Below are 20,600 nucleotides of genomic sequence, written 5' to 3' on the forward strand. Positions count from 1 at the left end.
GCGGGGCACTTGCTCCGCTGGCCGGCGCGGGTGGCGCCACCGACGCCTTGCCGATGGGAATCATCGTCGCCGTGCTGCCGGCGCTCGCTCTGCTCACACTCGGCGTCCTCACCCGGTCGATGCCCGGTGAGCGCACTCGCAGGCCGGCTCGCCAAGGACCTGCCGGGCACCGGCGACCGCGCCGGCACATCGATCGCAGACGAGCCGGCATCCAGTGAATCGGGCCAGCGTCTGGCGAACAGGGTGACTCCGCGATCAGCCGTGTGCTGCGGCAGCGCGAACGCGAGCGGCAACGCTGACGACGGCTGCGAGTCACCGGAACCGGCCCCGGTTGCCAGCCGTGGCTGACGACAGCACGTACCGGTTGCCTCCCAGCTGCAGCGCCCGCCCATCCTCACAATGGTGGCTGGCTGTCGCGGTCTACCGGATGCTGGTGGGCAGCGCCGCCCACCGCAGCGCGCCGTCCTCGCGGCACTAGCCGGTGCCGCGGCAACCGTGTGCTCTTGGACGGCATCCGGGGGCCGGCCCCGCTACCCGGTCGGCGATGTCGCGAACTCCACGACCATCGCCACCTGTTCTCCGCTCAACCTCCTTACAATCCAGATGAGTTCGGCCACAGGGGTGGGTGCCCGGGTGGCGGAGGCGGTGGGCAGGGCGACGCCGGTCACCGCCGACAGGTCGTCCGCGGGCACGTCGAGCACGGCGCAGAAGTCGGCCAGGAGCTCGGACGTCACCGGGGTGGTCGCCCGCCCCACCGAGCCGTAGCTCACGGCGGACCAGTTGCGGGGCGTCACGACCCCGACGGTCATGGCGGTCGCCATCCAGTCCAGGTTCCGGTTCCAGGCCATCCGTATCAGCACGGCGCCGGGCCCCGGCGGGTACGCCATGTAGGCGGCGGGCTGCCGTACGGCCCGTCCCGCCGACTCGTCGGGCAGCGAGGCCGCGAACCGGCGGACCGCCTCGCGCTCCTCGGCCCCCAGCGCGAGGACCGACCGCGCGAGTGCATGCACCTGCGACCCCGCCGCCCGGTCCACCGGCGCCAGATCGTCGGGCAACCCCGCCCCCGCCAGCGCGAACACGTCCGCCGCGTGCCACCCGAGCACGGCCGCCACCCGCCGCAGCGCCTCCGGGCTCCGCAGCTCACCCGCCCCAACCCCGGCTTCCCGTAGCAGGGTTGCCCGGTCGAGCCCACGCCGCTGCGCCAACCGCCCCAGCATCACCGCGAATCCACCGTCGTCCGTCACCGGGTCAGCCTACGAACTCCGACCCGTGGAAGCCGACCCCGGTCCGGGGTCACCGTCTCAGCGACCTCGACAAGATTCGTGCGCGGACCCTGTCGCATGTCGTCACATCGCCGTGTGCGCCGACCGGTCAGGATGGAGATCCGGCCGGCACCCGTAGCGGGCCCGTGACCTCCGCCCTTCGTCTCGGCGGAGCCGTCGGACCTCTGCCCGGTGCCGGTCGCGTACGCGCTCCACCGGGGCGGCGATGACTCCCCTGCACGAAGGAAACCGATGACTCTGCGCGAGATCAAGCCCGGCAACCGGGGCTTCCTCTACGTCAACTCCCACCCCGAGGGCTGCGCCGCCGTCGTCGACGAGCTGTGGCAGCGCACCCCCGCGCCCGCCGCCCCGGCCGGCGGGGAGGGGCCGGTCGCCCTGGTCATCGGCTCCAGCGCCGGGTACGGTCTCGCCGCCACCGTGACCGCGCTGCGTACGTACGGCATGCGCGGCCTCGGCATCGCCTTCGAGGCGCCGGAGACCGAGCGCCGCACCGCCTCGGCGGGCTGGTACCGGACGGCCCGGACCGCCGAACTCGCCGGGCCGGACGCCGACTTCGCCTTCCTCAACGCGGACGCCTTCTCCCTCGCCGCCAAGGAGCAGGCGCTGGACCACCTCGCCGCCCGGTACGGCAAGGTCGACTACCTCGTCTACAGCGTCGCCGCGCCCCGCCGCACCGACCCCGTCACCGGGGAGGTCCACAGCTCGGTGCTGAAGCCCCTGGGCGCCGCCTACCGGGCCAAGACCCTGCAGTTCGAGGGCGAGTCCCCGCTCGTCGGCGCCCTGGACATGGAGCCCGCCGTCGATGCCGAGCGCGACGCGACCGTGCAGGTCATGGGCGGCGCCGACTGGAAGCTGTGGATCGATGCCCTGGTCGACCGCGGTCTGATCCACGACGGCTTCCACACGGTGGCGCTCTCCTACGTGGGCTCCGACCTGACCGCGCCGATCTACCGGGCCGGCACCATCGGCGCGGCCAAGAAGCACCTGGAGGACACCGCGCGCAGCCTCCAGCAGGACCTGGCCCCGTTCGGCGGGCAGGCGCACACCGTGGTCGCCGGCGCGGCCGTCACCCAGGCCTCGACCGCCATCCCGTCGATCGCGCTCTACACCAGCCTGCTCCACGCCGTCCTCGGCGAGGACTTCCAGAGCACCGGCCAGCAGGCCGCCGCCCTCTGGCGGCAGCTCACCGGCGCGGTGTCGCTCCAGCTCGACGAGGAGCAGCGGATCCGCCTCGACGGCTGGGAGATGGACGACAAGGTTCAGGCGGAGGTCCACGAGCGCTGGGCCGCCGCGACCACCGGGACCCTGGCCGGGCTCGCGGACACCGAGTGGTTCCGGACGCAGGTCGGCCGGCTCTACGGCTGGCACGTCCCCGGCACCGACTACGACGCCCCGGCGGAGACGACGGTCGCCTGGCCGTCCACGATCTGAGCCGGTGAGGGGTCGTCCACAAGCCCGCGTGAGGACGTCCCCGTGGTGAAGCGCCGCCCGGGAAGTGCACCCTCCCGGGCGGCGGTCGTCAGGCCCGTTCCGTCCGCCGCCGGGTCTCCTTCACCTCGCGGGCGAGGGCCCAGGCGTCGGCGACCGGGCCCAGGTGGGCGAGCTTGTCGGGGTTGATGACGCCGCGGATGGTCCGGATCCGGCCGTCGAGGATGTCGAGGACCAGGGTCTGGAGCACCTTGCCGTCGCGGTCGCGGACGATCCCGCCCGGCTGGCCGTTGACCTCGTGCGGCTCGACGTGGATGTCGACCAGCGCCATCCGGGGGTAGGACGCGGCCAGCAGCCGGGCCACGTTGTCGGCGCCGACGATGGTCCTGGCCAGCTGGGGGGCCTTGCCGCCGCCGTCGCCGACCAGCTCGACGTCGGCGGACAGCAGACTGCGCAGCCCGCCCACGTCGCCGTCCCGCAGGGCGTCGAAGAACCGGGTCGCCAGCCGCTGCCGCTCCTCGCGGTCAGCGGCGAAGCGGGGGCGCCCGGCCTCCATGTGCCGCCGGGCCCGTACCAGCAGCTGCCGGCAGGCCGCCTCCGACCGCCCCATCGCCGCGGCCACCTCGTCGAACCCGAAGCCGAACACCTGGCGCAGCACGAACACCGCCCGCTCCAGCGGGCTGAGCCGTTCCAGCAGCACCAGCGCCGCCATCGAGAGCGAGTCGGCGAGCTCGGCCGCCCGCGCCGGGTCCTCGTACGGGTCGGCGAGCAGCGGTTCGGGGAACCACGGGCCCACGTACTCCTCGCGCCGCACCCGTGCGGAACGCAGGACGTCGATGGCGATCCGGGTCACGGTGGTGGACAGGTACGCCTTGGTCGAGACGGGCTCGCTCGTCGAGAGGTCGTACCGCAGCCAGGTCTCCTGCACCGCGTCCTCGGCGTCGCCGACGCTGCCCAGGATCCGGTACGCGATCGAGAACAGCAGCGGCCGCAGCTCCTCGAACTCCTCGACCTTGGTCATCCCGACTTTCCCTCCGACGTGTTCACGTGATGGTGGGCGAGCGGGCCACCGACCCCGGCCGGTGGCCCGCCGTCGGTCAGTGGAACCGGCCGACCTCGTAGTCACCGGCGGGCTGGCGGGCGATGACGTTCAGCCGGTTCGCGAAGTTCATGAACGCGACCAGCATGGTCAGGGCGGTGAGCTGCTCCTCGTCGTAGTGCTCGGCGGCCTTCGCCCACACCTCGTCGTCCACCCCGCCGGCCCCGTCCGCGATGCGGGTCCCCGCCTCCGCGAAGGCCAGCGCGGCCCGCTCCGCCTCGGTGTACACCGTGGCCTCCCGCCACGCCGCGACCAGGTTCAGCCGCACCGCGCTCTCGCCGACCGCGGCGGCCTCCTTGGTGTGCATGTCGATGCAGACGGCACACCCGTTGATCTGGCTGACGCGCAGCGCCACCAACTCCTGGGTGGCGGACGGCAGATCGGACTCCTTGAGCGTCTTGCCCGCCGCCATGACGTGCTTCAGGGCCCTGCCGGCGGTCTGGCTGGTGAAGTAGTTCAGTCGCGCGTCCATGACCGTGTCCTCCTGTGTGCGTTCGGGACTTCACCCCTTGAGACGGGACAGCCCGGCGCACTGTGACATCGGCGAAATGTGACCTGAGTCTCGCCGCTAGTTCAGGGCGCATTCGGCCCAGACGGTCTTGCCGGGCCCAACCGGGCGCGGCGTGGTGCCCCAGCGCGTGGCGAGCGCCGCGACGAGGAGCAGTCCGCGGCCCGATTCGGCGTCCGGGCCCGGCTGGTGTGCGGCCGTCGGGGGAGCACACTCGGCGCGAGTGTCGGACACCTCGACGCGTACCGTCTTTGTGCCTTCGGCAATCCGGATGGCGAAGTCCCGTCCGGGAACGTGGCCGTGGCGGACGGCATTGGCGGCGAGCTCGGCGGTGATCGCCGTCAGTGCCTCGTTGGGCGGGGAGTCGTAGTCGTACCCCCAGTCGTCGAGCCGGTGCGAGACGAGCCTGCGGGCGAGGCGGGCACCGCGCGGGGTCGAACTGAAGCGGAGGTCGAACTCCCGCAGCGGGGTGCAGGTCTGTGGCTGTGTCATGCCGCTGAGCCTGCATGTCGCAGCAGGGCCGTGACCAGCGACGACGCGCGTACGGACAGGGGTTGTACGGCGGTTGGGGTGGTTCTGTACGGCGCTGCGGATTCCGGATCGGGCGGCGGGAGGTCGTCACGCCGTGCTACTGTCCGGCTACAGAGGCATAGTTGACCCCGGCGGTGCGCCAACACCCCGGGGCCCGACACAAGGAGCTAGACCTCCTCATGCACGTTCACTTTAGCGCGCCCGAACGTTTCGTACGGGCGTCACACGAGATCATCCGTCACCCGCGGCTGCGGGCCACGTCCAAGACCCTGCTGCTCTGGGCGCTGTCCCTCCCGCCCGGCAGTCGCGACACCCTGCTCACCATCGGCAAGCGGATGCCCGAGGGGCGTACGGCCGTCTCGCGTGCACGGTCGCAGCTGATCGAGGAGGGATTCCTCCACATCCGCCGCACCCAGCACCCGACCAAGGGCACCTGGACGACGCGAGTCCTCATCAGCAGCGTGCCGCTCACCGAGCTCGACGAGATCGAGGCCGTGTGGCGAAGTGCTGCCCCAAACCCGGCACTCGGTGAACCGGACAGTCGGGCCGTCGGCACTTCCCCCCGAGGTAGGAAGAACGAGGTGAACACCTCCCTCCCCGACTCCGATGCCTCCGATGCGGAGGAAACGGCAGCGGCAGCCGGTCTGCTCGGGCGGCTGACCGCCAGAGACGGGCGCTTGCGCCTCGGCGCGGCCGAAGCCCTCGACCTGGCACCCCTGGTGGCGGACTGGCTCACCCGCGACCCCGACATCGGCCGCCTCCGCGACGCCCTGCTCAACGGCCTGCCCCCGCGCGTCCTCTCGGCCGCCGGCCTCGTACGCTCGCGCCTCGAACGCAAGATGCCGCCGCTGGCTGCTCCGGCGGCCATCCCCGCGCCCCGGGCGATGGGGGAGTGTGCCCACTGTGCCGCCCCGGTCGCGGGCGGCGGCGCGATCTGCTGCCGCTGCGCGGGAGTTGCCCCGGCGGCCGCGTACGGCCTCGACCCGGCCACCGTGGAGCGCAACCGGCGCGGAGCGGAGCGCGCTCGAGGCCTCCTGCGCCGCCCGGAACCGGTGCCCGCGCCGTAGACGGCCCGCCGGGGCGGTCGCGTTCCGTATCGTGGCGATAGCCGATCGTGTACGAGTGTTGGGTGGGTCGGAGGTGGCCGGCAGGCATGGCGGAACAGGACGAGAGCGGGGGGCTGCTGCGCGGCTTCGGCCGACAGTTGCGGATCCTGCGCGAACGGGAAGGGCTCTCCCGCACCCAGCTCGGAGCCCAACTCGGCTACGGCGAGGACCAGATCGCCTCAGTCGAACTCGGCCGCCGCATCCCGAAACCGGAGCTGATCGAGCGGGCCGACCAGGCCCTCCGGGCCGGTGGCGTCCTGATCGCGATGAAGGACGAGGTCGCGCGGGCCCGGTACCCCGCGTTCTTCCGCGACGCCGCGAAGCTGGAGGCGGAGGCGGTGGAGTTGCACGCCTACGACGCCCTGGTGGTCAACGGCCTTCTGCAGACGGAGGAGTACGCACGGGCGGTGCTCTCGATGATGCGGCCGCCGCTGGACGACGATGTCATCGAGCAGCGGGTCTCCGCCCGACTGGCGCGCCAGTCCCTCTTGGCCAGGCGCCCGGCGCCGGTCATGAGCTTCGTGATCGACGAGTCGGCTCTGCGAAGGCCCATCGGCGGGTCCGCCGTGTTGCGCGGTCAGCTCGAACAGATTCTTCTGATCGGCCAGCAGCGCAACATCGAGGTCCAGATCATGCCACTGCAGCGGGCCCAGAACGCTGGACTGGCAGGCCCGTTCACCTTGTTCGAGACGCGGGATGGGCGCAGGATCGCCTACGTTGAGGTGCAGAACGTGAGCCACGTGCACACGGAACGCGAGCAGGTGCGCGGGCTTGAGGTCAAGTACGGGATCCTGCGTGCTCAGGCGCTCACACCTCACGAGTCCCGAGCGTTCGTCGAGAGGTTGTTGGGAGAGCCATGAGTGTTGACGAAGCCGTGCCCACCTCGTCGGCGGTGACGTGGGTGAAGAGCAGCTACAGCAGTGAAGAGGGCGGCCAGTGCGTGGAGGTGGCCCTCGCGGCGGACGCCGTTCACGTCCGTGACTCCAAGGACCCGGACGGGGCCGCGCTCCGCCTCGATCCGGCCGCATGGACGGCGTTCCTGCGCTTCGCCGCCGCGCAACAGCTCTGATCCGGGGGCGCCTCCCCCCTACCGGCGCCGGCTCTCGCCAGGTGCCGGTAAGGGGCGTCGCTCCAACGGCTACGGCTTGCGGGCCAGGAGGTACGCGCGCTCGGTGTCGGCCTCGCCGGGGTACGGACCCCGGATCAGCGTCGCCTCCATGGTGAACCCGGCGGCGGTGAGGCCTGCCGCGACCTCCTCGGGTCGCAGGGCGAAGAAGTCGAGCGACACCGGCCGGTCGAACCAGGAGTCCCGGTGCCGGACCTCCTCGCCCGCGTGGAAGGCGGCGAGGACGAGGCCCCCGGGCCGCAGCACCCGGGCGAACTCCGCATACGCGAGCGCTCGTTCCTCGGCCCGCAGATGGATCAGGGCGTAGAACGCCGCGATACCGGCGAGTTCCCCGTCCTCCAGCGGAAGGTCCAGCATCGAACCGACCCGCACGTCGAGGCCGGGCCGTCGCTTCTGTGCCACCTCGACCATGCCCGGCGACAGGTCGACACCCATCACCGGCACACCGAGGTCGTCCAGGAAGCACGCCACCTGCGCCGGTCCGCACCCGACATCGGCCACGGGACCGCCCGCCGGGACCTGCTCGGCGAACGCCGTGAGCATGGCGCGGTCCAACGGCTTGGAGGCCAGGTCCGCAGTGAAACCGTCCGCGTAGACATCCGCGACCGCGTCATAGGCGTCGCGGATAGAGGTGCTATCCATCTGGCTAGTATCTACATGCGGCCATGGCTTTGACCAGAGCAAACCGGAGGAGAACGCATCACACTGTGCCGCGCCGCCCGCCAGCCCGCTCAGCAGGGGGCGGGTATGCGGACACGCAGGGCCGTAGAACACTGGTGCTCGTTCGAAGCGTCACCCGACCACGGGCACTGACGCTTCGCGAGTCATCGACCTACGCCGAGAGCCTGCCGGGAGAGCCATGAGCGCGATCGATCCTGCCGTCGAAGCTATAGAGGACCTGGTCTGGTTCAAGAGCAGCCACAGCGGAGCCGAAGGCGGCCAGTGTGTGGAAGTCGCCCTGGCGGCGGACGTCGTTCACGTCCGTGACTCCAAGGACCCGGAGGGTGCGGTACTCCATGTCGACCCGGGCGCGTGGACGGCGTTCGTGCGCTTCGCCTCCACTCATCGGTCGTGATCGATTTGGCCTCGATCGGTGGTGCTGCCCGGCGGCGCAGCGACAGCCTCACCGTCGCCGACCGGGCCGCACATCACCTCACGCCGCTGGTGCGGTGACCGAGGGACTCGGCGACGAAGTGCCGGGCGACGACGGCGGCTGCAGACAGGGCAGGGTGACGGTGATGGACACACCCTCGCCCGGCTTGGTGCTGCTCAGGCCGACGACGTAGTGCTCGCCCGGATGGTCGGCCCGGAACTCGATGGTGGGAGCGGCGGAAGGGGATCCGGCCGTGGACTCCTCGTACTCGCTGATCCTCAGTCCCTCACCCGCGAGCGCGTCCCGCACCCTGCGGGTCATCTCGACGCGCTGGCCGTCCGGAACCTCCAGACTGGTCAGGGACGTGAACTGGTAGGGCTCGCCCGGCTCCGCGATGCCATGGCCCAGACCCGGGCACCGGTACTTGGCGGAGATGTGCCCCACCCACGGGTTGCGGGTCGGGCCTCCCGCCGCCTGCAGCACGTGGTCGTGCAGCTGGTTCGCCCATTTCTCCGCCTCTTCCGGCGACTTGACGGTCGAAGGCAGCGGGGGCGGCAGCGGGGCGTCCACGCCGGCCGTGCACGCCCCGAGGGTCGCCCCCAGCACCAGCACCGCGGAAGCGCGGGCGACCTGTGAGGCCATGGATCTTTGCTGCACGGGCGGAGCTCCCCGGATTGAACACGTGTGCGTATGGACGGGCGGATGCTACGCGCAGCCGCCCTCGCTTCGCATCCCGATGGACGGGCACCACTCACGCCGATTCCGGCTGTCGCGCCGGAGGCCGAGGCCTTCGTCGAATCCGTCCTGCTCGCGACCATCACAATGAACCCCATGAGCACTGCATCGAACTGGCCTACGGAGAAGCTGGCCGCACTCCGACTCGGCAGACGGCTCGTCACAGAGGTGCCGGCATCGAGGCCCGGCCGCCGTGCGTTCGTGGACATCACCCCGAGCTTGAGCGCACCCGATGCCCAGGCCCGGGACGAGGGCTGGGCTCGCAGCGACTCGGGCCGAAGCTTCCTCCTGGAACATTGGGAGTACGAGGCCGATCGCATCGAAGGCTTCGACTACGACATCGGTGCGGAACTCGTGCAAACCGCTTCGGCGGCGAACGAGCCCGACCTGGACATCGTGCTCAAGGCATGGCAACTACCTCCGGACCGCTTCGTCCATCCCTGGGCCAGCGAAGACCCCAAGTAGCTTCGACGACGATGCAGTGGGCAGCCACTTGCAACACGGGGTGGGCTACGAGCTTCCGATGTCCCGCAGGACACGGGCGAGTTCGTGTCGGGCGGTGAGCGTGTACGGGTGCTGGTCGCCGAACTGTGCCCGTCAGATGCCGGCGACGGCCGTGAGCGCCGGCGGGGCCGTTCGGCTGCACCGGCCGTCGCACCGGGCCGCCTCGGGCGGGTCGGCAACGGGGCGCCGCCGTGGCACTCCGGCACCGTCGCGAGCGCAGGTTCAGGCCTGTGCGTTCATCGACACGGCGGCACTGCCCGCCTACACGATCAGAAACCTATCCAGTACCGTCGCACGGGGCCGTGCTCGGTGTCCTGGACGCCTTCGAGGACGCCGCCGTGATGCTCGACCGTCCTCACCGAGGCAAGGTTGTCGGCCTCGCAGACGATCAGCACCCGGTCCAGGCCGAGCGCCCGCGCCTCGTCGAGCATTCGGCCCAACGCCCAGGTGGCCAGCCCGCGTCGACGCGAGGACGGCCGGATGCCGTAGCCGATGTGCCCGAACCGCAGCACGTAGTCGTCGGGCCCTTGTCGCAGGACGATCCCGCCGTGCACCCGGTCGCCCTCGACGATCCATCGATACGTACAACCCCGGCCGTTCGCAAACTCCTTGGGGTCCGACCGGTCCGCCAGCCGACCCACCCACGCCACGAACCCTTCCGGCGAGTCGACCTCGTCGGACGGCATCACCCCGAAGCCGTCCTCGTGGAGGCCGGGGCCCCATTCGTGATGCGCCTCAAGCCAGGCGGAATGCAAGTGGGCAGCGGGCGCGATCAGTTCAAGCATGCGTCGACCCTATCGATCCAGGCCGCTGCGATCTACCGTCGGTGTGCGTACTGCCTGCGAAGGAAGCCTCCTACAGCCGTTCCCGACCGATCCGTCTTTTCTCGCCCTTGTGCCGTCCGTTCCGGCCCGGCGTGACAGCAGGGAGGCCGGCTCGTCAGCGCCCTTCAAGCGAGTGGGATCCGACAGCCGATTCCCAGGACGGGATGGGACTACGAGCTCTCGATGTCGTGGAGGACCTGGGCGCATTCCCGGCAGGTGGCGGCGGTGCCGGGGTGGGAGTTGTCGGGTTGCTCCCGTCGGGCGGAGAGGGCGGCGACGAACTCGGTGTGCGCCGCCTCCGGTTCCCCGAGCGTGTGCAGGACGCGAGCGATCCGGATGGTGTGACGGCTCCGCCGCTGATCCGGTGGCCCGGCTGCCGCAACAGGCGGCGTTGGGCCGGCTGTGGGGGAGGGCAGGCCTGCTGGATCGCCTCGGCCCGGCGATCGGTAGCGTAGGGATCTTCGCCGGGCGCACCCCTGCGGAGTCCGTGAAGGCAGACGCCGATGACCGACATCCACGCTCGACAGGCGAAGGTTCGCCTCGATACGGCCCGGAGGGCCTCACGGTCTTCCGCGGGGCGACCGCTCGCCCCGGGGAGAGCAACTGCGAGTGCCACTGGGGCAGTGCGGAGGAGCTCGCCCTCCTCAAGACGCCGGACGTGCGGCTCGACCTCGACCTCCTCCGGCGGGCCTGGCAGCCTACGGATTGGAGAGACCACGGCGCGGTGCTCCGCCGCATCCTGCCCCAGCTCGCGGGCACCCTCCTCGACAGCCGATCGGAGTCGTTCCGGTACCGGGACGAGATCGGCGTCTCGATCGCCCGCGGGAAGTGGCAGGAGTGGCCGCGGGAGCAGGCCGCGGCCGTGCGGGAGTTCCTGCACGCGTTCTGGGCCCACAGCCTCGTCACCACCGGCCCCTTCGGGCACATCTCCCGGACGCTCGCCCTGTGCGTCGAGGCGTCGGGCGAACTGAGCCCGTGGCTCGACGTCTGGGAGGCGCTGGAGCACCCGATCGCCGACCGGAACCTCGCGGAGGCGGTGGACACGTGGGACTACGACCTGCTCGCCGACGAACTTCCCTGGTGGACCTGGTACGACAAGGACGAGATGCTGGCGGTCCTCACCGCCTGGCTCACCCGCCACGCCCCCGCTCGGCTGCGAGCGCACGACGCCCCGGACGACCTGCTCCAACGCCTGAGGCTGATCGGTCTCACCGGGCCCGCCCGCTGGCACGATCCGCACTGGCCCGGCTACACGTACTGATCACCTACGGGCGGCCGTCAGGTGCAGGGACCCGGGGGCACCACCGCGCGGGTGGTGCCCCCGGGGCGTGGCTCACCCGGACTCCGGCGCCCCCGTCCGCCGGACGACGTCGAGCAGCAGCCCCGCCGCCACCTCCACGCCGTCGCCGCCGATGGCGGCGGCCAGCGCGGCCGCCCGTTCGCGGGTCCCCTCGTCCAGTGCCGTGGCGAGCGCGGCGGAGAGCGACTCGAAGGTTGGGTTCGGGCCGTCGTGGGCCACGCCGATGCCCAGGTCGGCCACCCGGCCCGCCCAGTACGGCTGGTCGGCCATCTGGGGGACCACGATCTGGGGCGCACCGGCGCGGGCGGCCGTGGTGGTCGTACCGGCGCCGCCGTGGTGGACGACGGCGGCCACGCGGGGGAAGAGGACGTGGTGGTCGACGTCGCCGACGGCGAGGCAGTCGTCCTGGTCGTCGATCAGGGCCAGGTCGGCCCAGCCGCCCGACACCAGGACCCGACGCCCCTGCACGCGGACCGCCTCGATGGCGGCCTTGGCGACGTCCCCCGCGTCCCGCATCGGGATGCTGCCGAAGCCCACGTACACCGGCGGGGTGCCGGCGTCCAGGAAGGCCTCCAGCTCGGCCGGGAGCGGACGTGCGCCCGGCCGGAACCAGGCGCCGGTCTGCACCACGTCCAGCTCCGCAGGCCGGAGCCACGGGCTCAGCGTCGGGTCGGAGGCCAGCCAGGGCCGGTCGGTGAGGACGTAGTCGCGGAAGTCGTCCACGAGGGGCAGGCCGACCGACTCGCGGTGGTGGTTGAGACCGGTGCCGAAGAGCTCGTTCATGACCTCGACGTCGAGGTCCCACAGCACCCGGTTGTCGCTCACCCCGGGAGGGAACGGCCTGCCCGGGCGCGCGAACGGCGGGTGGTGCGGCGAGGGCAGGTAGGACGGGAAGTACGCCACGAACACGTACGGGATGCCCAGCTTCTCGGCCGCCGACCGCGCACCGGCCGCCGCCGGCAGCAGGCCGGTCGCCACCACGGCGTCGCACCCCTCGGCCGCCTCGACGACCGCCTCGTACGTCGTGGCGACCAGGGCGGCCGCGCGCTGCGGCAGCCCCTCCGCCGGCATCGGCGCCTTCCCGCTCACCACCCCCTGCACCACCGGCCGCACCGGCGCGCCGATCGGCGACAGCGGGAGGTCGGCGGCGGCCAGCAACTCCGCGAAGTCCGGCGGCGCGCACACCCGCACCTCCGTCCCGAGTGCCCGCAACCGCGCGGCCAGCCCCAGCATCGGCTCGATGTCGCCCCGCGAACCGTAGGACATCAACAACACGCGCATGACGGTCTCTCATTTCCCTTGATCACAGCGTCGATCGGGAATTCTGCGCCATACCCCGGGCCTTGCCGCAAGCCCCGGGGTGCGCTATATGTTGAGAGTGGCGGGGAGCGATGTCCCGTCTTCTTTCGTGTCCGGAGCATGAATTGCGGCGAGCCGCTCGAATCGGTCACGCTGCGCCGCCCGGTGACGGCCGTCCGGTTCGCGACCGGTGTTCAGCCGGCGGACGGTGAAACCCCGGCTGCCAATGCCCCGAGAAGGCGGGCGAGTTCGGCCGGCTCGGAGAACATCGGCCAGTGGCCGGAGTCGATGTCGACGAACTCGACCCGCGCGGCCCTGGAGAGCTCCGGCGACTCGCCGGCGGCGATCCATTCCCGGGCCTGCTCCGGAGTGAACTCCGGGCAGACCACCACGACCGGAACCTCGAAGCGGCGCTCGTCCGACAGCCGGACCACGCCCCTGGCCACCTGCTCGGGGACGGGGACGGCAGCGGCTTCGATGCGCCGCCGCAGCTCCTCGTCGAGGTCGGCGCTGTCCGCGCCCTCGAACGGGCCCCAGCCGGGGAAGGGCATGGCGCCGTCGCGCATCTCGAAGAAGTCGGCGTACGGCTGGCCGTCCTCCTTGGGGAAACCGCCGATCAGCGCCAGCTCGGCGATCCGCCCCGGGCGTGCGTCGGCGGCCAGCCAGCCGAGGGTGCAGGCGGCCGAGTGCGCCACGAGCAGGGGCTTCTCCTCCGTCGCGTCGACGGCGGCGAGGACCGCCGCCAGCTGGTCGTCCAGCGTGGCGGACGAGGATCCGTCGCCCTGGCCCGGAAGGGCCACCGGCCGCGGGCGGTGACCGAGAGCCTCAAGGGCCGGTGTCACCGCCTCCCACGCGGTTCCGTCCAGCCACAGGCCGCCGATGAGCAGGATGTCCACGGTGAGACCAACTTTCCGTCGAGGTAGGGGCAGAGACAGCCGAAGTAGGGCCGGCGGCAGCCGGGGTGGGGCCGGCGGGAGCAGCCGAAGGCGCCGCGCGGTGGACGCGCCCTGCCCGACCGGGCCCTGCCATGCTAGGAGGGGTTCAGGACGATCCGCTTCCTGATCGTCAGGGAGCCACCTACGCTGTCCGAGGTGGAGACCGGAACGAGCCCCACCGCCCGCGCGCTGCGCACCCTGGAGATCCTGCGGACCCGCCCCGGCACGACGGCCGAGCAGCTCGCGGAGCGGCTCGGGGTGACCGATCGCGCCGCACGTCGCTACATCGCGATCCTCCGGGAGGCCGGCATCCCCGTGGAGTCCGTGCGCGGCCCGCACGGCGGCTACCGGTTGCGGCCCGGGACCAGACTGCCGCCGGTGACCTTCACCCAGAGCGAGGCGCTCGGCCTGGTCATGGCGGTGCTCGACGGCAGGCCCGCCGCCACCGATCCCGGGGACCTCGTCGGCTCCGCCCTCGGCAAGGTCATCCACGCGCTGCCCGAGGGGATCGGGCGTCAGGCGGCCGCGCTGCGCGAGCACGCCGCGGCCGCGCCCGATCCGAACGCGGCCTACGCCGATCCCGCCGTCACGAGCACCCTGGTGAACGCGATCGCGTCCAGGCGGCGCGTGCTGATCACCTACCGGAGCGAGGCCGGCAACCAGTGGCAGGCCGAGGTGGACCCGTGGGCGGTCGTCGTACGCCGGGCGCGCTGGTACCTGCTCTGCCATTCCCGTCGCGTGGACGCCGTGCGCACCTACCGGATCGATCGGGTGCTGGCGGCCGAGGAGAGCGCGGGCGGGCTCCGGATACCGGAGGACCTCGACCCGGTCGCGGTGCTGGAGGAGAACCTCGGCACCGGATGGGCCCATCCCACACGGGTGCTCTTCGACGCGCCGGTGGAGCGGGTCGCCCCGTGGGTCGGGCCGTCGATGGGACGGCTCGAACCCGTCGGGCCGGCGGGAGAGCGTTGCGTGCTCGTCGGCAGTACCCGCAACCCGGCGATGTACGCGCAGGAGTGGCTCGCGGCGGTCCCCTTCGCCTTCCACGTCGTGGGCGGGACGGAGCTCCGGGACGCGGTCGCCGACCTGGCGTCCCGCCTCGGCGCGGCCGTGTCCGACCCGGTACCGGGGACGGGACGGGGCTGGCGCCAGGGTGCCGTCGGCGAGTGAACTCCCCGGTGGCTCCGGCGGAGTTCCACCTTCACCGCGTGCCTACGCGACGACCGCATGGCGGCCATCAACGGACGGCTGTGACGGGGCCTTCAGGACCCGTAGGGCCCGCCCCGGAAGTTCACGCTCCTGTGCGCTCGGGAGCGGTGACCGCGGCCGTGCGCGATCCGGACACTCCTTGGCGCCGCTTCCCGGCCGGTCCCGCAGGAGACTACTGTCGAAGGCGGACCGAGGAGAGGAGCAGCAGGTGAGCGCGCAGTCTGCGGACCCGTACGGTACCGGCGAGCAGTCCCTGCCCGAGTGGGCTGTGACGGCCCCGCGTCCGACCGGGTGGGAAGCCGAGGACCTGGATCGGTTGCCCGAGGCACCTCGGCACACCGAGCTCATGGACGGAGCACTGATCTTTCCGATGAGCCCTCAGCGCTCGTGGCACTCGTACGTGCTGGACGGACTCGTACTCTCGCTGCGGCAGGCCGTGAAGGGTACGACGATGCGGGTGGAACGGGAGATGAGCATCCGGCTCGACCGACGGAACCGGCCGGAGCCCGACCTGGTGGCGACCACGGCGCCGTACGCCAAGGACCGCACGATGTACGCGCCGGAGGAGGTCACCCTGGTGGTGGAAGCGGTGTCGCCGGACTCCGAACACCGTGACCGCGAGGTGAAGCCGGGCCGGTACGCGCGTGCCGGTATCCCGCACATGTGGCGGATCGAGGACAAGCCTGACGGGACGACGGTCTATACCTACAAGCTGGACGTCGTCACCCAGGCGTATGTGGCGACCGGTGTGCACCGCGGGCAGCTCAAGGTCGCCGAGCCGTTCCAGGTCAGTATCGACCTCGACGACCTCACACCCTGACGGCCGCAGGAGCCGGTCAGCCGCGGGCGTCGGCCCGCCGCGCGTGCAGGGCCGCCGCTTCGTCGAGGAGGGGCCAGCCGTCGAGTCGCACCGGTCGTCGGTCGTCGGGGTTCCATCCGTGGGTGAGGGCGGTGTCGAGGAGGGCGCGGACGGAGCCGGGTTCGTGGAGGTTGAGGGAGGCGCCGCGGATGCGGCCGACGTCGCCGGAGCCCGTGTAGGCGCCGCCGGGGACGAAGGTGTCGGGGCTCTCGGCGAAGACGATGCGCAGGGGGCCGCCGGTGCCGGAGGGCTGCGGGGTCAGGGTGAGCGTCTCGGCGCAGTCGACGGCGCGGCCGTCGGCGAGGCGGCGGTGGCTGTGGCGCAGGGTCCAGAGGTGGACGCGGTCGTCGGTGACGAGGCGGCGCGGTCGCTTCGGGTTGCGGGGCACGGGTCGAGCGTACGTGCCGTCAGACGGGCAGCGGGTCCTCGACCTGGGTGAGGAGGTGGGCGCCGTCGTTGCGGACGTTGTTGACGTCGGTGGCGACGGCGCGGACGGTGAGTTCGGTGCCGCCGGGGGCGTGGAGGAGGGCGCGCAGGCTGTCGGGGTCGGTGTGGTCGGGGTCGAGCCAGGCGGCGTGGTGGGCCTCGGGGATGGTGAGCGGCATGCGGTCGTGGACGCGGCCGGCGGCGTCGGTGGCGTCCGTGGTCAGGATGGTGCAGGTGGTGAGCCAGGCGAGCGGGTCGTCGTCGGCGCGGGTGGAGTCGCGCCAGAACTCGTAGAGGCCGGCCATCGCCATCAGGGTGCCGTCGGCGGGGGTGAGGAAGTACGGCTGCTTGTACGGCTTGCGGACGTCGGGGCCGGCGGCGACCTGGCGCCACTCGTAGTAGCCGTCGCCGGGGATGATGCAGCGCCGGGCGGCGAAGGCCCGCTTGAACGAGGGCTTCTCGTGGGCGGTCTCGGCACGGGCGTTGATCATGCGGGCGCCGCCGGAGGGGTCCTTCGACCAGGACGGCACCAGGCCCCACCGCAGGGCGCGCACCTGGCGGGTGATCTCGCCGGTCTCCTTGTCGAGGCGTTCCAGCACCGCGAGGACGTCCCGGGTCGGTGCCACGTTCCAGCTGGGCGCGAAGGTGTCGTCCGGGACCCTGGACACCGCCTCGAAGAGCTGGGCGACGTCGGTGGGGGTGGTGGTGGAGACGAAGCGACCGCACATACCGACCAGGGTGCCACGGATCCGCCGGTGCCGTGGTGGTACCAGGCGGACAGGAGTGACGGACGGGGAGGGGAGGCCTGCCCCCGTGTCAGGCCTCCCCCCCCGTAGCGGCGCGGCGGAGGACTACGCCGCCACCCCGCGCCGCAGCGCACCCGTGAGCTCGGCGATCTGCCGCTGCGACACCTCCGCCGACAGGATCGCCTGGGAGCCGTGGAAGGTGCCCGGCCACTGGTGCAGTTCGACCGTCACCCCTGCCCGCAGCAGCCGCAGCGCGTACTCGACGGCCTCGTCGCGCAGCGGGTCGAACTCGGCGGTGCCGATGTACGCGGGCGGCAGGCCGGTGAGGTCGGTGGCGCGGGCCGGGGCGGCGTACGCGGTGGCCGGCTGCCCGCCGAGGTACAGGGCCCAGGCGGTGGTGACGCCGGAGCGGTCCTGCACGGGGGTGTCGGTGAAGTTCAGCTGCGACCAGGTGTCCTGGCGGTCGTCGAGGCCGGGCTGGTTGAGCACCTGGAAGTGGACGCGCGGGCCCTGCTCGTCGCGTGCCCGCAGGGCGAGGCCGGCGGCGAGGCAGGCGCCGGCGCTGTGGCCGCCGACGGCGATGCGTCCGGGGTCGATGCCCAGCTCGTCGGCGTGCTCGTGCGCCCAGGCCAGGGCGGCGTACGCGTCGTCGAGGGCGGCCGGGTAGCGGTGTTCGGGGGAGCGGCGGTAACCGACGGAGATCACCACGGCGCCGGAGCCCGTGGCGAGGCGGGCGGCCCAGGGGTGCTCGGTGTCCAGGTCGCCGAAGACGAAGCCGCCGCCGTGCAGCCAGACGACGGCGCCGCCGGTCGCCTGCGGCGGGAGCGGGCTGTAGACGCGGACGGCGACGTCCGTTTCGGCGGGGACGGTGCGGTCCTCGACCTTCAGTCCGGTGAGGTCGGCCGCGGGCAGGGAGGCGACGCGTTCGGCGAGGGCCTTGCGGGCGGCGGCCGGGTCGCCGAGGTCGATCTTGGGGAGCAGCGGGATGAATGCTTCGAGTTCGGGATCCATGTGGTCCATCCTGCGGACGGCGGGCCGGTCCGTGCAGCCGCCGGGTGTCGCGCATCGGGCCGTGTTCGTGCACCGATCGGCGCACTGCCGCCGGGCCCGCCGGTCCTATCCTCCTTCCATGGACGCGTTGGCCGATCGGCTGTCACAACTCGATCCGCACGTGGAGGGCGCGATCCGCGTCGTGGCGTTCTACGACGCGCTGATGCGCCGTCGGGTGGACCTGCCGGCGCTGGCCCGGGCCTCGGCGGGTCTGGCCGAGTGCGTGGCCGGGGTGCGGTTGAACGGCGCGGCGCGGGCGATCCGGGTCTCACCGGAGGGCCGCGAGGCGTCCGCGGCGCCGGGGCCGGCGTCGAGCACGGCGCCGATCACCCTCGACGAGGAGGAGATCGGCACGGTCTGGCTGGAGCGCTCCGGCCCGCCGAACCCGCTGGACCCGGTGCTGCTGGACCGGCTCGCGATCGCCGCCGCGGCCGTCGCCGAACGGTACGGCCCGGCGCGCACCACCATGGCGGACCCGGCCCTGGTGGAGCTGGCGATCGGCCCGGACAGCGACGAGGCGGCGCGGGCCCGGGCACTGCGCCTGCTGGGCTTCGCCGCCGGGCGGCCGGTCCGGGCCGTCGCCGTACCCGCATCGCTCCCGCTGCCGCTCGACCGGCTGGGCGCGCTGGTCTGCCCGGCGGGCCCGGTGAAGGCGGCGCCGCTGGCGGACGCGGGGGTGCTCCTGGCCACCGCCGTCGACCCGGGCCGGTTCCCGGCGGGCGTACGGGCGGGCATCGGCGCCGCCGACGGCCCGGACCGCTCCTGGCGGCAGGCCCGTACGGCGCTGCGCTTCACCACCGCGCGCGAACCGGTGGTCCACCACGGGGACCTGGGCGCGCTGGCGCTGCTGGCCGAGCTGCCCCGGGACCGCGTCCGGGAGAATGCCGACGTGGCCGCGCTCGCCCGGATCGCCGACAGCGTAGAGGACCTGGAGACCCTGGACGCCTACTGTGCCACCGGCTCGCTGCGCCGCGCCGCCGACCTGCTCCACCTGCACCACAGCAGCGTCGCCCGCCGCATCGACCAGATCGGCCGCACCCTCGGCATCGACCTCACCGAACCCGCCGGTCTGACCCGGGCCCGCCTCGCCCTCACCGCCCACCGGCTGTTGGGCGACTGACGGCGTCTGACGACCGGCGATGGAGGCTCGTTCCGCGCCCACTCGTGAGTTCTGGTCGACGGTGCCCCGGGGGCTGGCGGGGGCGAGGTAGGAATCTCCGGGCCGCTCCACGGCCGTGGCGGTCCGACCCGGTGTCAGCCCAGGCGGGCCTGGACCACGGCGTGGCGGCCGTCGGTGCGCCAGTGCGGGGTGGTGGCGTCGAGGTCGGCGGCGGTGGCCGGGGCGATGCCGAGGGCGACATCGGATTTGAGCGTACGCAGGGCCACGACCGGGGTGGGGAAGTGCCCGGTGGCCCGGGCGAACGGGTGGGCCGGCGGCCAGTGGCGGTCGCCCACCAAGCGGCGGTAGTTGAGGTCGCCCTTGAGGACTGTCAGCGCCGAGCCGGCGAGTTCGGCCCGCAGGTCGCCGGGCAGATCGTGGTAGGTCAGCGGCGCGCAGAAGAAGGGGTGGGTGCGGGCGAGGAGGGTGCCGCGCCGCAGCGCCTCGTCCAGCCGCCGGCCGACGGCCGCCGCCGCGGGGGCCGTGGAGGTGCGCAGCCGGTCCAGGGCGGCGAGCAGGTCGGCCGTGGTGGCGTCGGAGACGAAGTACGGGCGGGGCTTGAGGTAGAGCACGGCCTCGGCTGCGATTCCGGTGGCCAGCAGGTGGTCGATCAGCACCAGGTCGGGCAGCAGCTCCCGGCCGGCGTTGTCGGCGATCACCGAGATCCGCCCGCCGGAGGCGCCGGGCAGCCAGGCCAGCAGCTCCGCGGTGTCGTCGACGATGACGCCCGTGGCCGGATGCGCGTCATCGGGGTCGGCGATCAGCCGGAAGCCCAGGTCGGCGCGGTTGCCCCACAGCGCGGAGGAGAGCAGGGCGGGCGTACGGTGCTCCGCCGGGAGGCCGGCCAGCCCGTCCAGCACCAGGAGTTGCTCGTCGACGGCCGCGCCCGCCAGCTCGGCGTGCTTGAGCGGACCGAACGGGTCGACGCCGTGCCAGGTACCGGGCCGCAGGTAGCCGGTGGCGTCGAGCAGCCGGTGGTGGAACCAGTTCTCGGCCCACAGGAAAGGCGCCTCCCGCCAGGGCCGGCCCCACAGGCCCTCGCCCCAGGCCGTCCACGGCCCGTGGTCCGGGTCCTGCCCGTCCGGCGGGCTCAGCACCCCACCGGTGCTCTCCGCCAGCAGGTCGCGCACGGCCGCCCGCTCGGCGGGCCCGTACGGCAGCGCGTCGAGGAGCTTGCGGACCAGCTCCGGGTGCCGCTCGTGGAAGACGTTCCAGGGGAACGACCCGGGCACGTCGATGTGGATCTCCGGCGCGCTCGCCTCGTCCGGGTCGTCGGTCATCCAGGCCTCCTCGGGTCACGGCCCAGCCTAGAGGGGTCACGGCCCAGCCTAGAGGTGCGTCGCGGAGCGGGCCGGGGGGCGCGATGGCCGGAGCTCTGGA

23 protein-coding genes are annotated in these 20,600 nt (G+C 72.7%); 10 read left to right on the forward strand and 13 right to left on the reverse strand.

Annotated features, from left to right (window positions below; all coding sequences use genetic code 11):
- Positions 1–530: 530 nt before the first annotated feature.
- Positions 531–1,244, reverse strand: a complete 714-nt coding sequence (locus ACWEQL_RS23045; RefSeq protein ID WP_452152177.1) for a hypothetical protein — start codon at positions 1,242–1,244, stop codon at positions 531–533.
- Between the two features lie 270 nt (positions 1,245–1,514).
- On the opposite strand from ACWEQL_RS23045, the gene fabV reads away from it, so the two are divergent.
- Positions 1,515–2,714, forward strand: a complete 1,200-nt coding sequence (fabV, locus tag ACWEQL_RS23050; protein ID WP_452152178.1) for an enoyl-[acyl-carrier-protein] reductase FabV — start codon at positions 1,515–1,517, stop codon at positions 2,712–2,714.
- An 88-nt stretch (positions 2,715–2,802) separates the two neighbouring features.
- Here fabV and ACWEQL_RS23055 read toward each other — a convergent pair whose 3' ends face one another.
- From ACWEQL_RS23055 to ACWEQL_RS23065, 3 genes are all read right to left on the reverse strand, one after another.
- Positions 2,803–3,732 (reverse strand): RNA polymerase sigma-70 factor, encoded by a 930-nt coding sequence (locus ACWEQL_RS23055; protein WP_452152179.1) that lies wholly within the window; start codon positions 3,730–3,732, stop codon positions 2,803–2,805.
- Positions 3,733–3,808: 76 nt separating this feature from the next.
- A complete protein-coding gene (locus ACWEQL_RS23060) occupies positions 3,809–4,282 on the reverse strand; it encodes a carboxymuconolactone decarboxylase family protein (protein ID WP_452152180.1) in 474 nt (157 codons plus the stop codon).
- A gap of 96 nt (positions 4,283–4,378) precedes the next feature.
- Positions 4,379–4,810, reverse strand: coding sequence for an ATP-binding protein (locus tag ACWEQL_RS23065; RefSeq protein ID WP_452152181.1), 432 nt, complete (start codon positions 4,808–4,810; stop codon positions 4,379–4,381).
- A 218-nt stretch (positions 4,811–5,028) separates the two neighbouring features.
- On the opposite strand from ACWEQL_RS23065, the gene ACWEQL_RS23070 reads away from it, so the two are divergent.
- From ACWEQL_RS23070 to ACWEQL_RS23080, 3 genes are all read left to right on the forward strand, one after another.
- Positions 5,029–5,916 (forward strand): hypothetical protein, encoded by an 888-nt coding sequence (locus ACWEQL_RS23070; protein WP_452152182.1) that lies wholly within the window; start codon positions 5,029–5,031, stop codon positions 5,914–5,916.
- 86 nt (positions 5,917–6,002) lie between these two features.
- On the forward strand, positions 6,003–6,815 hold the full coding sequence (locus ACWEQL_RS23075; RefSeq protein WP_452152183.1) for a helix-turn-helix domain-containing protein: 813 nt from the start codon (positions 6,003–6,005) through the stop codon (positions 6,813–6,815).
- Entirely contained in the window at positions 6,812–7,024 is a 213-nt protein-coding gene (locus ACWEQL_RS23080) for a DUF397 domain-containing protein (RefSeq protein ID WP_452152184.1), read from the forward strand. The genes ACWEQL_RS23075 and ACWEQL_RS23080 overlap by 4 nt, the downstream gene beginning before the upstream one ends.
- Positions 7,025–7,093: 69 nt before the next feature.
- Here ACWEQL_RS23080 and ACWEQL_RS23085 read toward each other — a convergent pair whose 3' ends face one another.
- Positions 7,094–7,723, reverse strand: a complete 630-nt coding sequence (locus ACWEQL_RS23085) for a class I SAM-dependent methyltransferase (RefSeq protein WP_452152185.1) — start codon at positions 7,721–7,723, stop codon at positions 7,094–7,096.
- A gap of 217 nt (positions 7,724–7,940) precedes the next feature.
- On the opposite strand from ACWEQL_RS23085, the gene ACWEQL_RS23090 reads away from it, so the two are divergent.
- Positions 7,941–8,156, forward strand: a complete 216-nt coding sequence (locus ACWEQL_RS23090) for a DUF397 domain-containing protein (protein WP_452152186.1) — start codon at positions 7,941–7,943, stop codon at positions 8,154–8,156.
- 78 nt (positions 8,157–8,234) lie between these two features.
- Here the strand turns inward: ACWEQL_RS23090 and ACWEQL_RS23095 are convergent, their stop codons facing one another.
- A complete protein-coding gene (locus ACWEQL_RS23095; protein WP_452152187.1) occupies positions 8,235–8,816 on the reverse strand; it encodes a hypothetical protein in 582 nt (193 codons plus the stop codon).
- Positions 8,817–8,876: 60 nt separating this feature from the next.
- Between ACWEQL_RS23095 and ACWEQL_RS23100 the strand changes: the two genes are divergently transcribed.
- Positions 8,877–9,374 carry a hypothetical protein gene (locus tag ACWEQL_RS23100; protein WP_452152188.1) on the forward strand — a complete coding sequence of 166 codons (498 nt, stop codon included), beginning with the start codon at positions 8,877–8,879 and terminating at the stop codon, positions 9,372–9,374.
- Between the two features lie 308 nt (positions 9,375–9,682).
- Here the strand turns inward: ACWEQL_RS23100 and ACWEQL_RS23105 are convergent, their stop codons facing one another.
- On the reverse strand, positions 9,683–10,198 hold the full coding sequence (locus ACWEQL_RS23105) for a GNAT family N-acetyltransferase (RefSeq protein WP_452152189.1): 516 nt from the start codon (positions 10,196–10,198) through the stop codon (positions 9,683–9,685).
- A 763-nt stretch (positions 10,199–10,961) separates the two neighbouring features.
- On the opposite strand from ACWEQL_RS23105, the gene ACWEQL_RS23110 reads away from it, so the two are divergent.
- On the forward strand, positions 10,962–11,498 hold the full coding sequence (locus ACWEQL_RS23110; RefSeq protein ID WP_452152190.1) for a hypothetical protein: 537 nt from the start codon (positions 10,962–10,964) through the stop codon (positions 11,496–11,498).
- A gap of 72 nt (positions 11,499–11,570) precedes the next feature.
- On the opposite strand, the gene ACWEQL_RS23115 is transcribed toward ACWEQL_RS23110, so the two are convergent.
- A complete protein-coding gene (locus ACWEQL_RS23115; protein WP_452152191.1) occupies positions 11,571–12,818 on the reverse strand; it encodes a glycosyltransferase in 1,248 nt (415 codons plus the stop codon).
- 212 nt (positions 12,819–13,030) lie between these two features.
- The gene (locus tag ACWEQL_RS23120; protein ID WP_452152192.1) at positions 13,031–13,732 is read right to left on the reverse strand and encodes an alpha/beta fold hydrolase; all 702 of its coding nucleotides are present in this window, start codon (positions 13,730–13,732) and stop codon (positions 13,031–13,033) included.
- Positions 13,733–13,927: 195 nt separating this feature from the next.
- Here ACWEQL_RS23120 and ACWEQL_RS23125 point away from each other — a divergent pair, with 195 nt between their 5' ends.
- Positions 13,928–14,941 carry a helix-turn-helix transcriptional regulator gene (locus tag ACWEQL_RS23125; protein WP_452152193.1) on the forward strand — a complete coding sequence of 338 codons (1,014 nt, stop codon included), beginning with the start codon at positions 13,928–13,930 and terminating at the stop codon, positions 14,939–14,941.
- Between the two features lie 247 nt (positions 14,942–15,188).
- Positions 15,189–15,800: a Uma2 family endonuclease gene (locus ACWEQL_RS23130; protein ID WP_452152194.1), complete on the forward strand. Its 612-nt coding sequence runs from the start codon at positions 15,189–15,191 to the stop codon at positions 15,798–15,800.
- Positions 15,801–15,816: 16 nt separating this feature from the next.
- Here ACWEQL_RS23130 and ACWEQL_RS23135 read toward each other — a convergent pair whose 3' ends face one another.
- The 3 genes from ACWEQL_RS23135 to ACWEQL_RS23145 all read right to left on the reverse strand — a co-directional run bounded on the left by ACWEQL_RS23135 (position 15,817) and on the right by ACWEQL_RS23145 (position 18,022).
- The gene (locus tag ACWEQL_RS23135) at positions 15,817–16,227 is read right to left on the reverse strand and encodes a hypothetical protein (protein ID WP_452152195.1); all 411 of its coding nucleotides are present in this window, start codon (positions 16,225–16,227) and stop codon (positions 15,817–15,819) included.
- Between the two features lie 19 nt (positions 16,228–16,246).
- Positions 16,247–16,993, reverse strand: coding sequence for an SOS response-associated peptidase (locus ACWEQL_RS23140; protein ID WP_452152196.1), 747 nt, complete (start codon positions 16,991–16,993; stop codon positions 16,247–16,249).
- A gap of 123 nt (positions 16,994–17,116) precedes the next feature.
- Complete coding sequence (locus tag ACWEQL_RS23145) at positions 17,117–18,022, reverse strand: alpha/beta hydrolase (protein ID WP_452152197.1); 906 nt, start codon at positions 18,020–18,022, stop codon at positions 17,117–17,119.
- A 118-nt stretch (positions 18,023–18,140) separates the two neighbouring features.
- Between ACWEQL_RS23145 and ACWEQL_RS23150 the strand changes: the two genes are divergently transcribed.
- On the forward strand, positions 18,141–19,181 hold the full coding sequence (locus ACWEQL_RS23150; protein WP_452152198.1) for a helix-turn-helix domain-containing protein: 1,041 nt from the start codon (positions 18,141–18,143) through the stop codon (positions 19,179–19,181).
- A gap of 134 nt (positions 19,182–19,315) precedes the next feature.
- Here the strand turns inward: ACWEQL_RS23150 and ACWEQL_RS23155 are convergent, their stop codons facing one another.
- Positions 19,316–20,500 (reverse strand): damage-control phosphatase ARMT1 family protein, encoded by a 1,185-nt coding sequence (locus tag ACWEQL_RS23155; protein ID WP_452152199.1) that lies wholly within the window; start codon positions 20,498–20,500, stop codon positions 19,316–19,318.
- Positions 20,501–20,600: the final 100 nt, after the last annotated feature.

The organism is Kitasatospora sp. NPDC004240 (genome assembly GCF_053603215.1).

Bases quoted from the DNA above. Each gene is read 5' to 3' on its own strand.
- fabV (WP_452152178.1), top strand. From the start codon at position 1,515: ATGACTCTGCGCGAGATCAAGCCCGGCAACCGGGGCTTCCTCTACGTC.
- ACWEQL_RS23055 (WP_452152179.1), bottom strand. From the start codon at position 3,732: ATGACCAAGGTCGAGGAGTTCGAGGAGCTGCGGCCGCTGCTGTTCTCG.
- ACWEQL_RS23060 (WP_452152180.1), bottom strand. From the start codon at position 4,282: ATGGACGCGCGACTGAACTACTTCACCAGCCAGACCGCCGGCAGGGCC.
- ACWEQL_RS23065 (WP_452152181.1), bottom strand. From the start codon at position 4,810: ATGACACAGCCACAGACCTGCACCCCGCTGCGGGAGTTCGACCTCCGC.
- ACWEQL_RS23070 (WP_452152182.1), top strand. From the start codon at position 5,029: ATGCACGTTCACTTTAGCGCGCCCGAACGTTTCGTACGGGCGTCACAC.
- ACWEQL_RS23075 (WP_452152183.1), top strand. From the start codon at position 6,003: ATGGCGGAACAGGACGAGAGCGGGGGGCTGCTGCGCGGCTTCGGCCGA.
- ACWEQL_RS23080 (WP_452152184.1), top strand. From the start codon at position 6,812: ATGAGTGTTGACGAAGCCGTGCCCACCTCGTCGGCGGTGACGTGGGTG.
- ACWEQL_RS23085 (WP_452152185.1), bottom strand. From the start codon at position 7,723: ATGGATAGCACCTCTATCCGCGACGCCTATGACGCGGTCGCGGATGTC.
- ACWEQL_RS23090 (WP_452152186.1), top strand. From the start codon at position 7,941: ATGAGCGCGATCGATCCTGCCGTCGAAGCTATAGAGGACCTGGTCTGG.
- ACWEQL_RS23095 (WP_452152187.1), bottom strand. From the start codon at position 8,816: ATGGCCTCACAGGTCGCCCGCGCTTCCGCGGTGCTGGTGCTGGGGGCG.
- ACWEQL_RS23100 (WP_452152188.1), top strand. From the start codon at position 8,877: ATGCTACGCGCAGCCGCCCTCGCTTCGCATCCCGATGGACGGGCACCA.
- ACWEQL_RS23105 (WP_452152189.1), bottom strand. From the start codon at position 10,198: ATGCTTGAACTGATCGCGCCCGCTGCCCACTTGCATTCCGCCTGGCTT.
- ACWEQL_RS23115 (WP_452152191.1), bottom strand. From the start codon at position 12,818: ATGCGCGTGTTGTTGATGTCCTACGGTTCGCGGGGCGACATCGAGCCG.
- ACWEQL_RS23140 (WP_452152196.1), bottom strand. From the start codon at position 16,993: ATGTGCGGTCGCTTCGTCTCCACCACCACCCCCACCGACGTCGCCCAG.
- ACWEQL_RS23145 (WP_452152197.1), bottom strand. From the start codon at position 18,022: ATGGATCCCGAACTCGAAGCATTCATCCCGCTGCTCCCCAAGATCGAC.
- ACWEQL_RS23150 (WP_452152198.1), top strand. From the start codon at position 18,141: ATGGACGCGTTGGCCGATCGGCTGTCACAACTCGATCCGCACGTGGAG.
- ACWEQL_RS23155 (WP_452152199.1), bottom strand. From the start codon at position 20,500: ATGACCGACGACCCGGACGAGGCGAGCGCGCCGGAGATCCACATCGAC.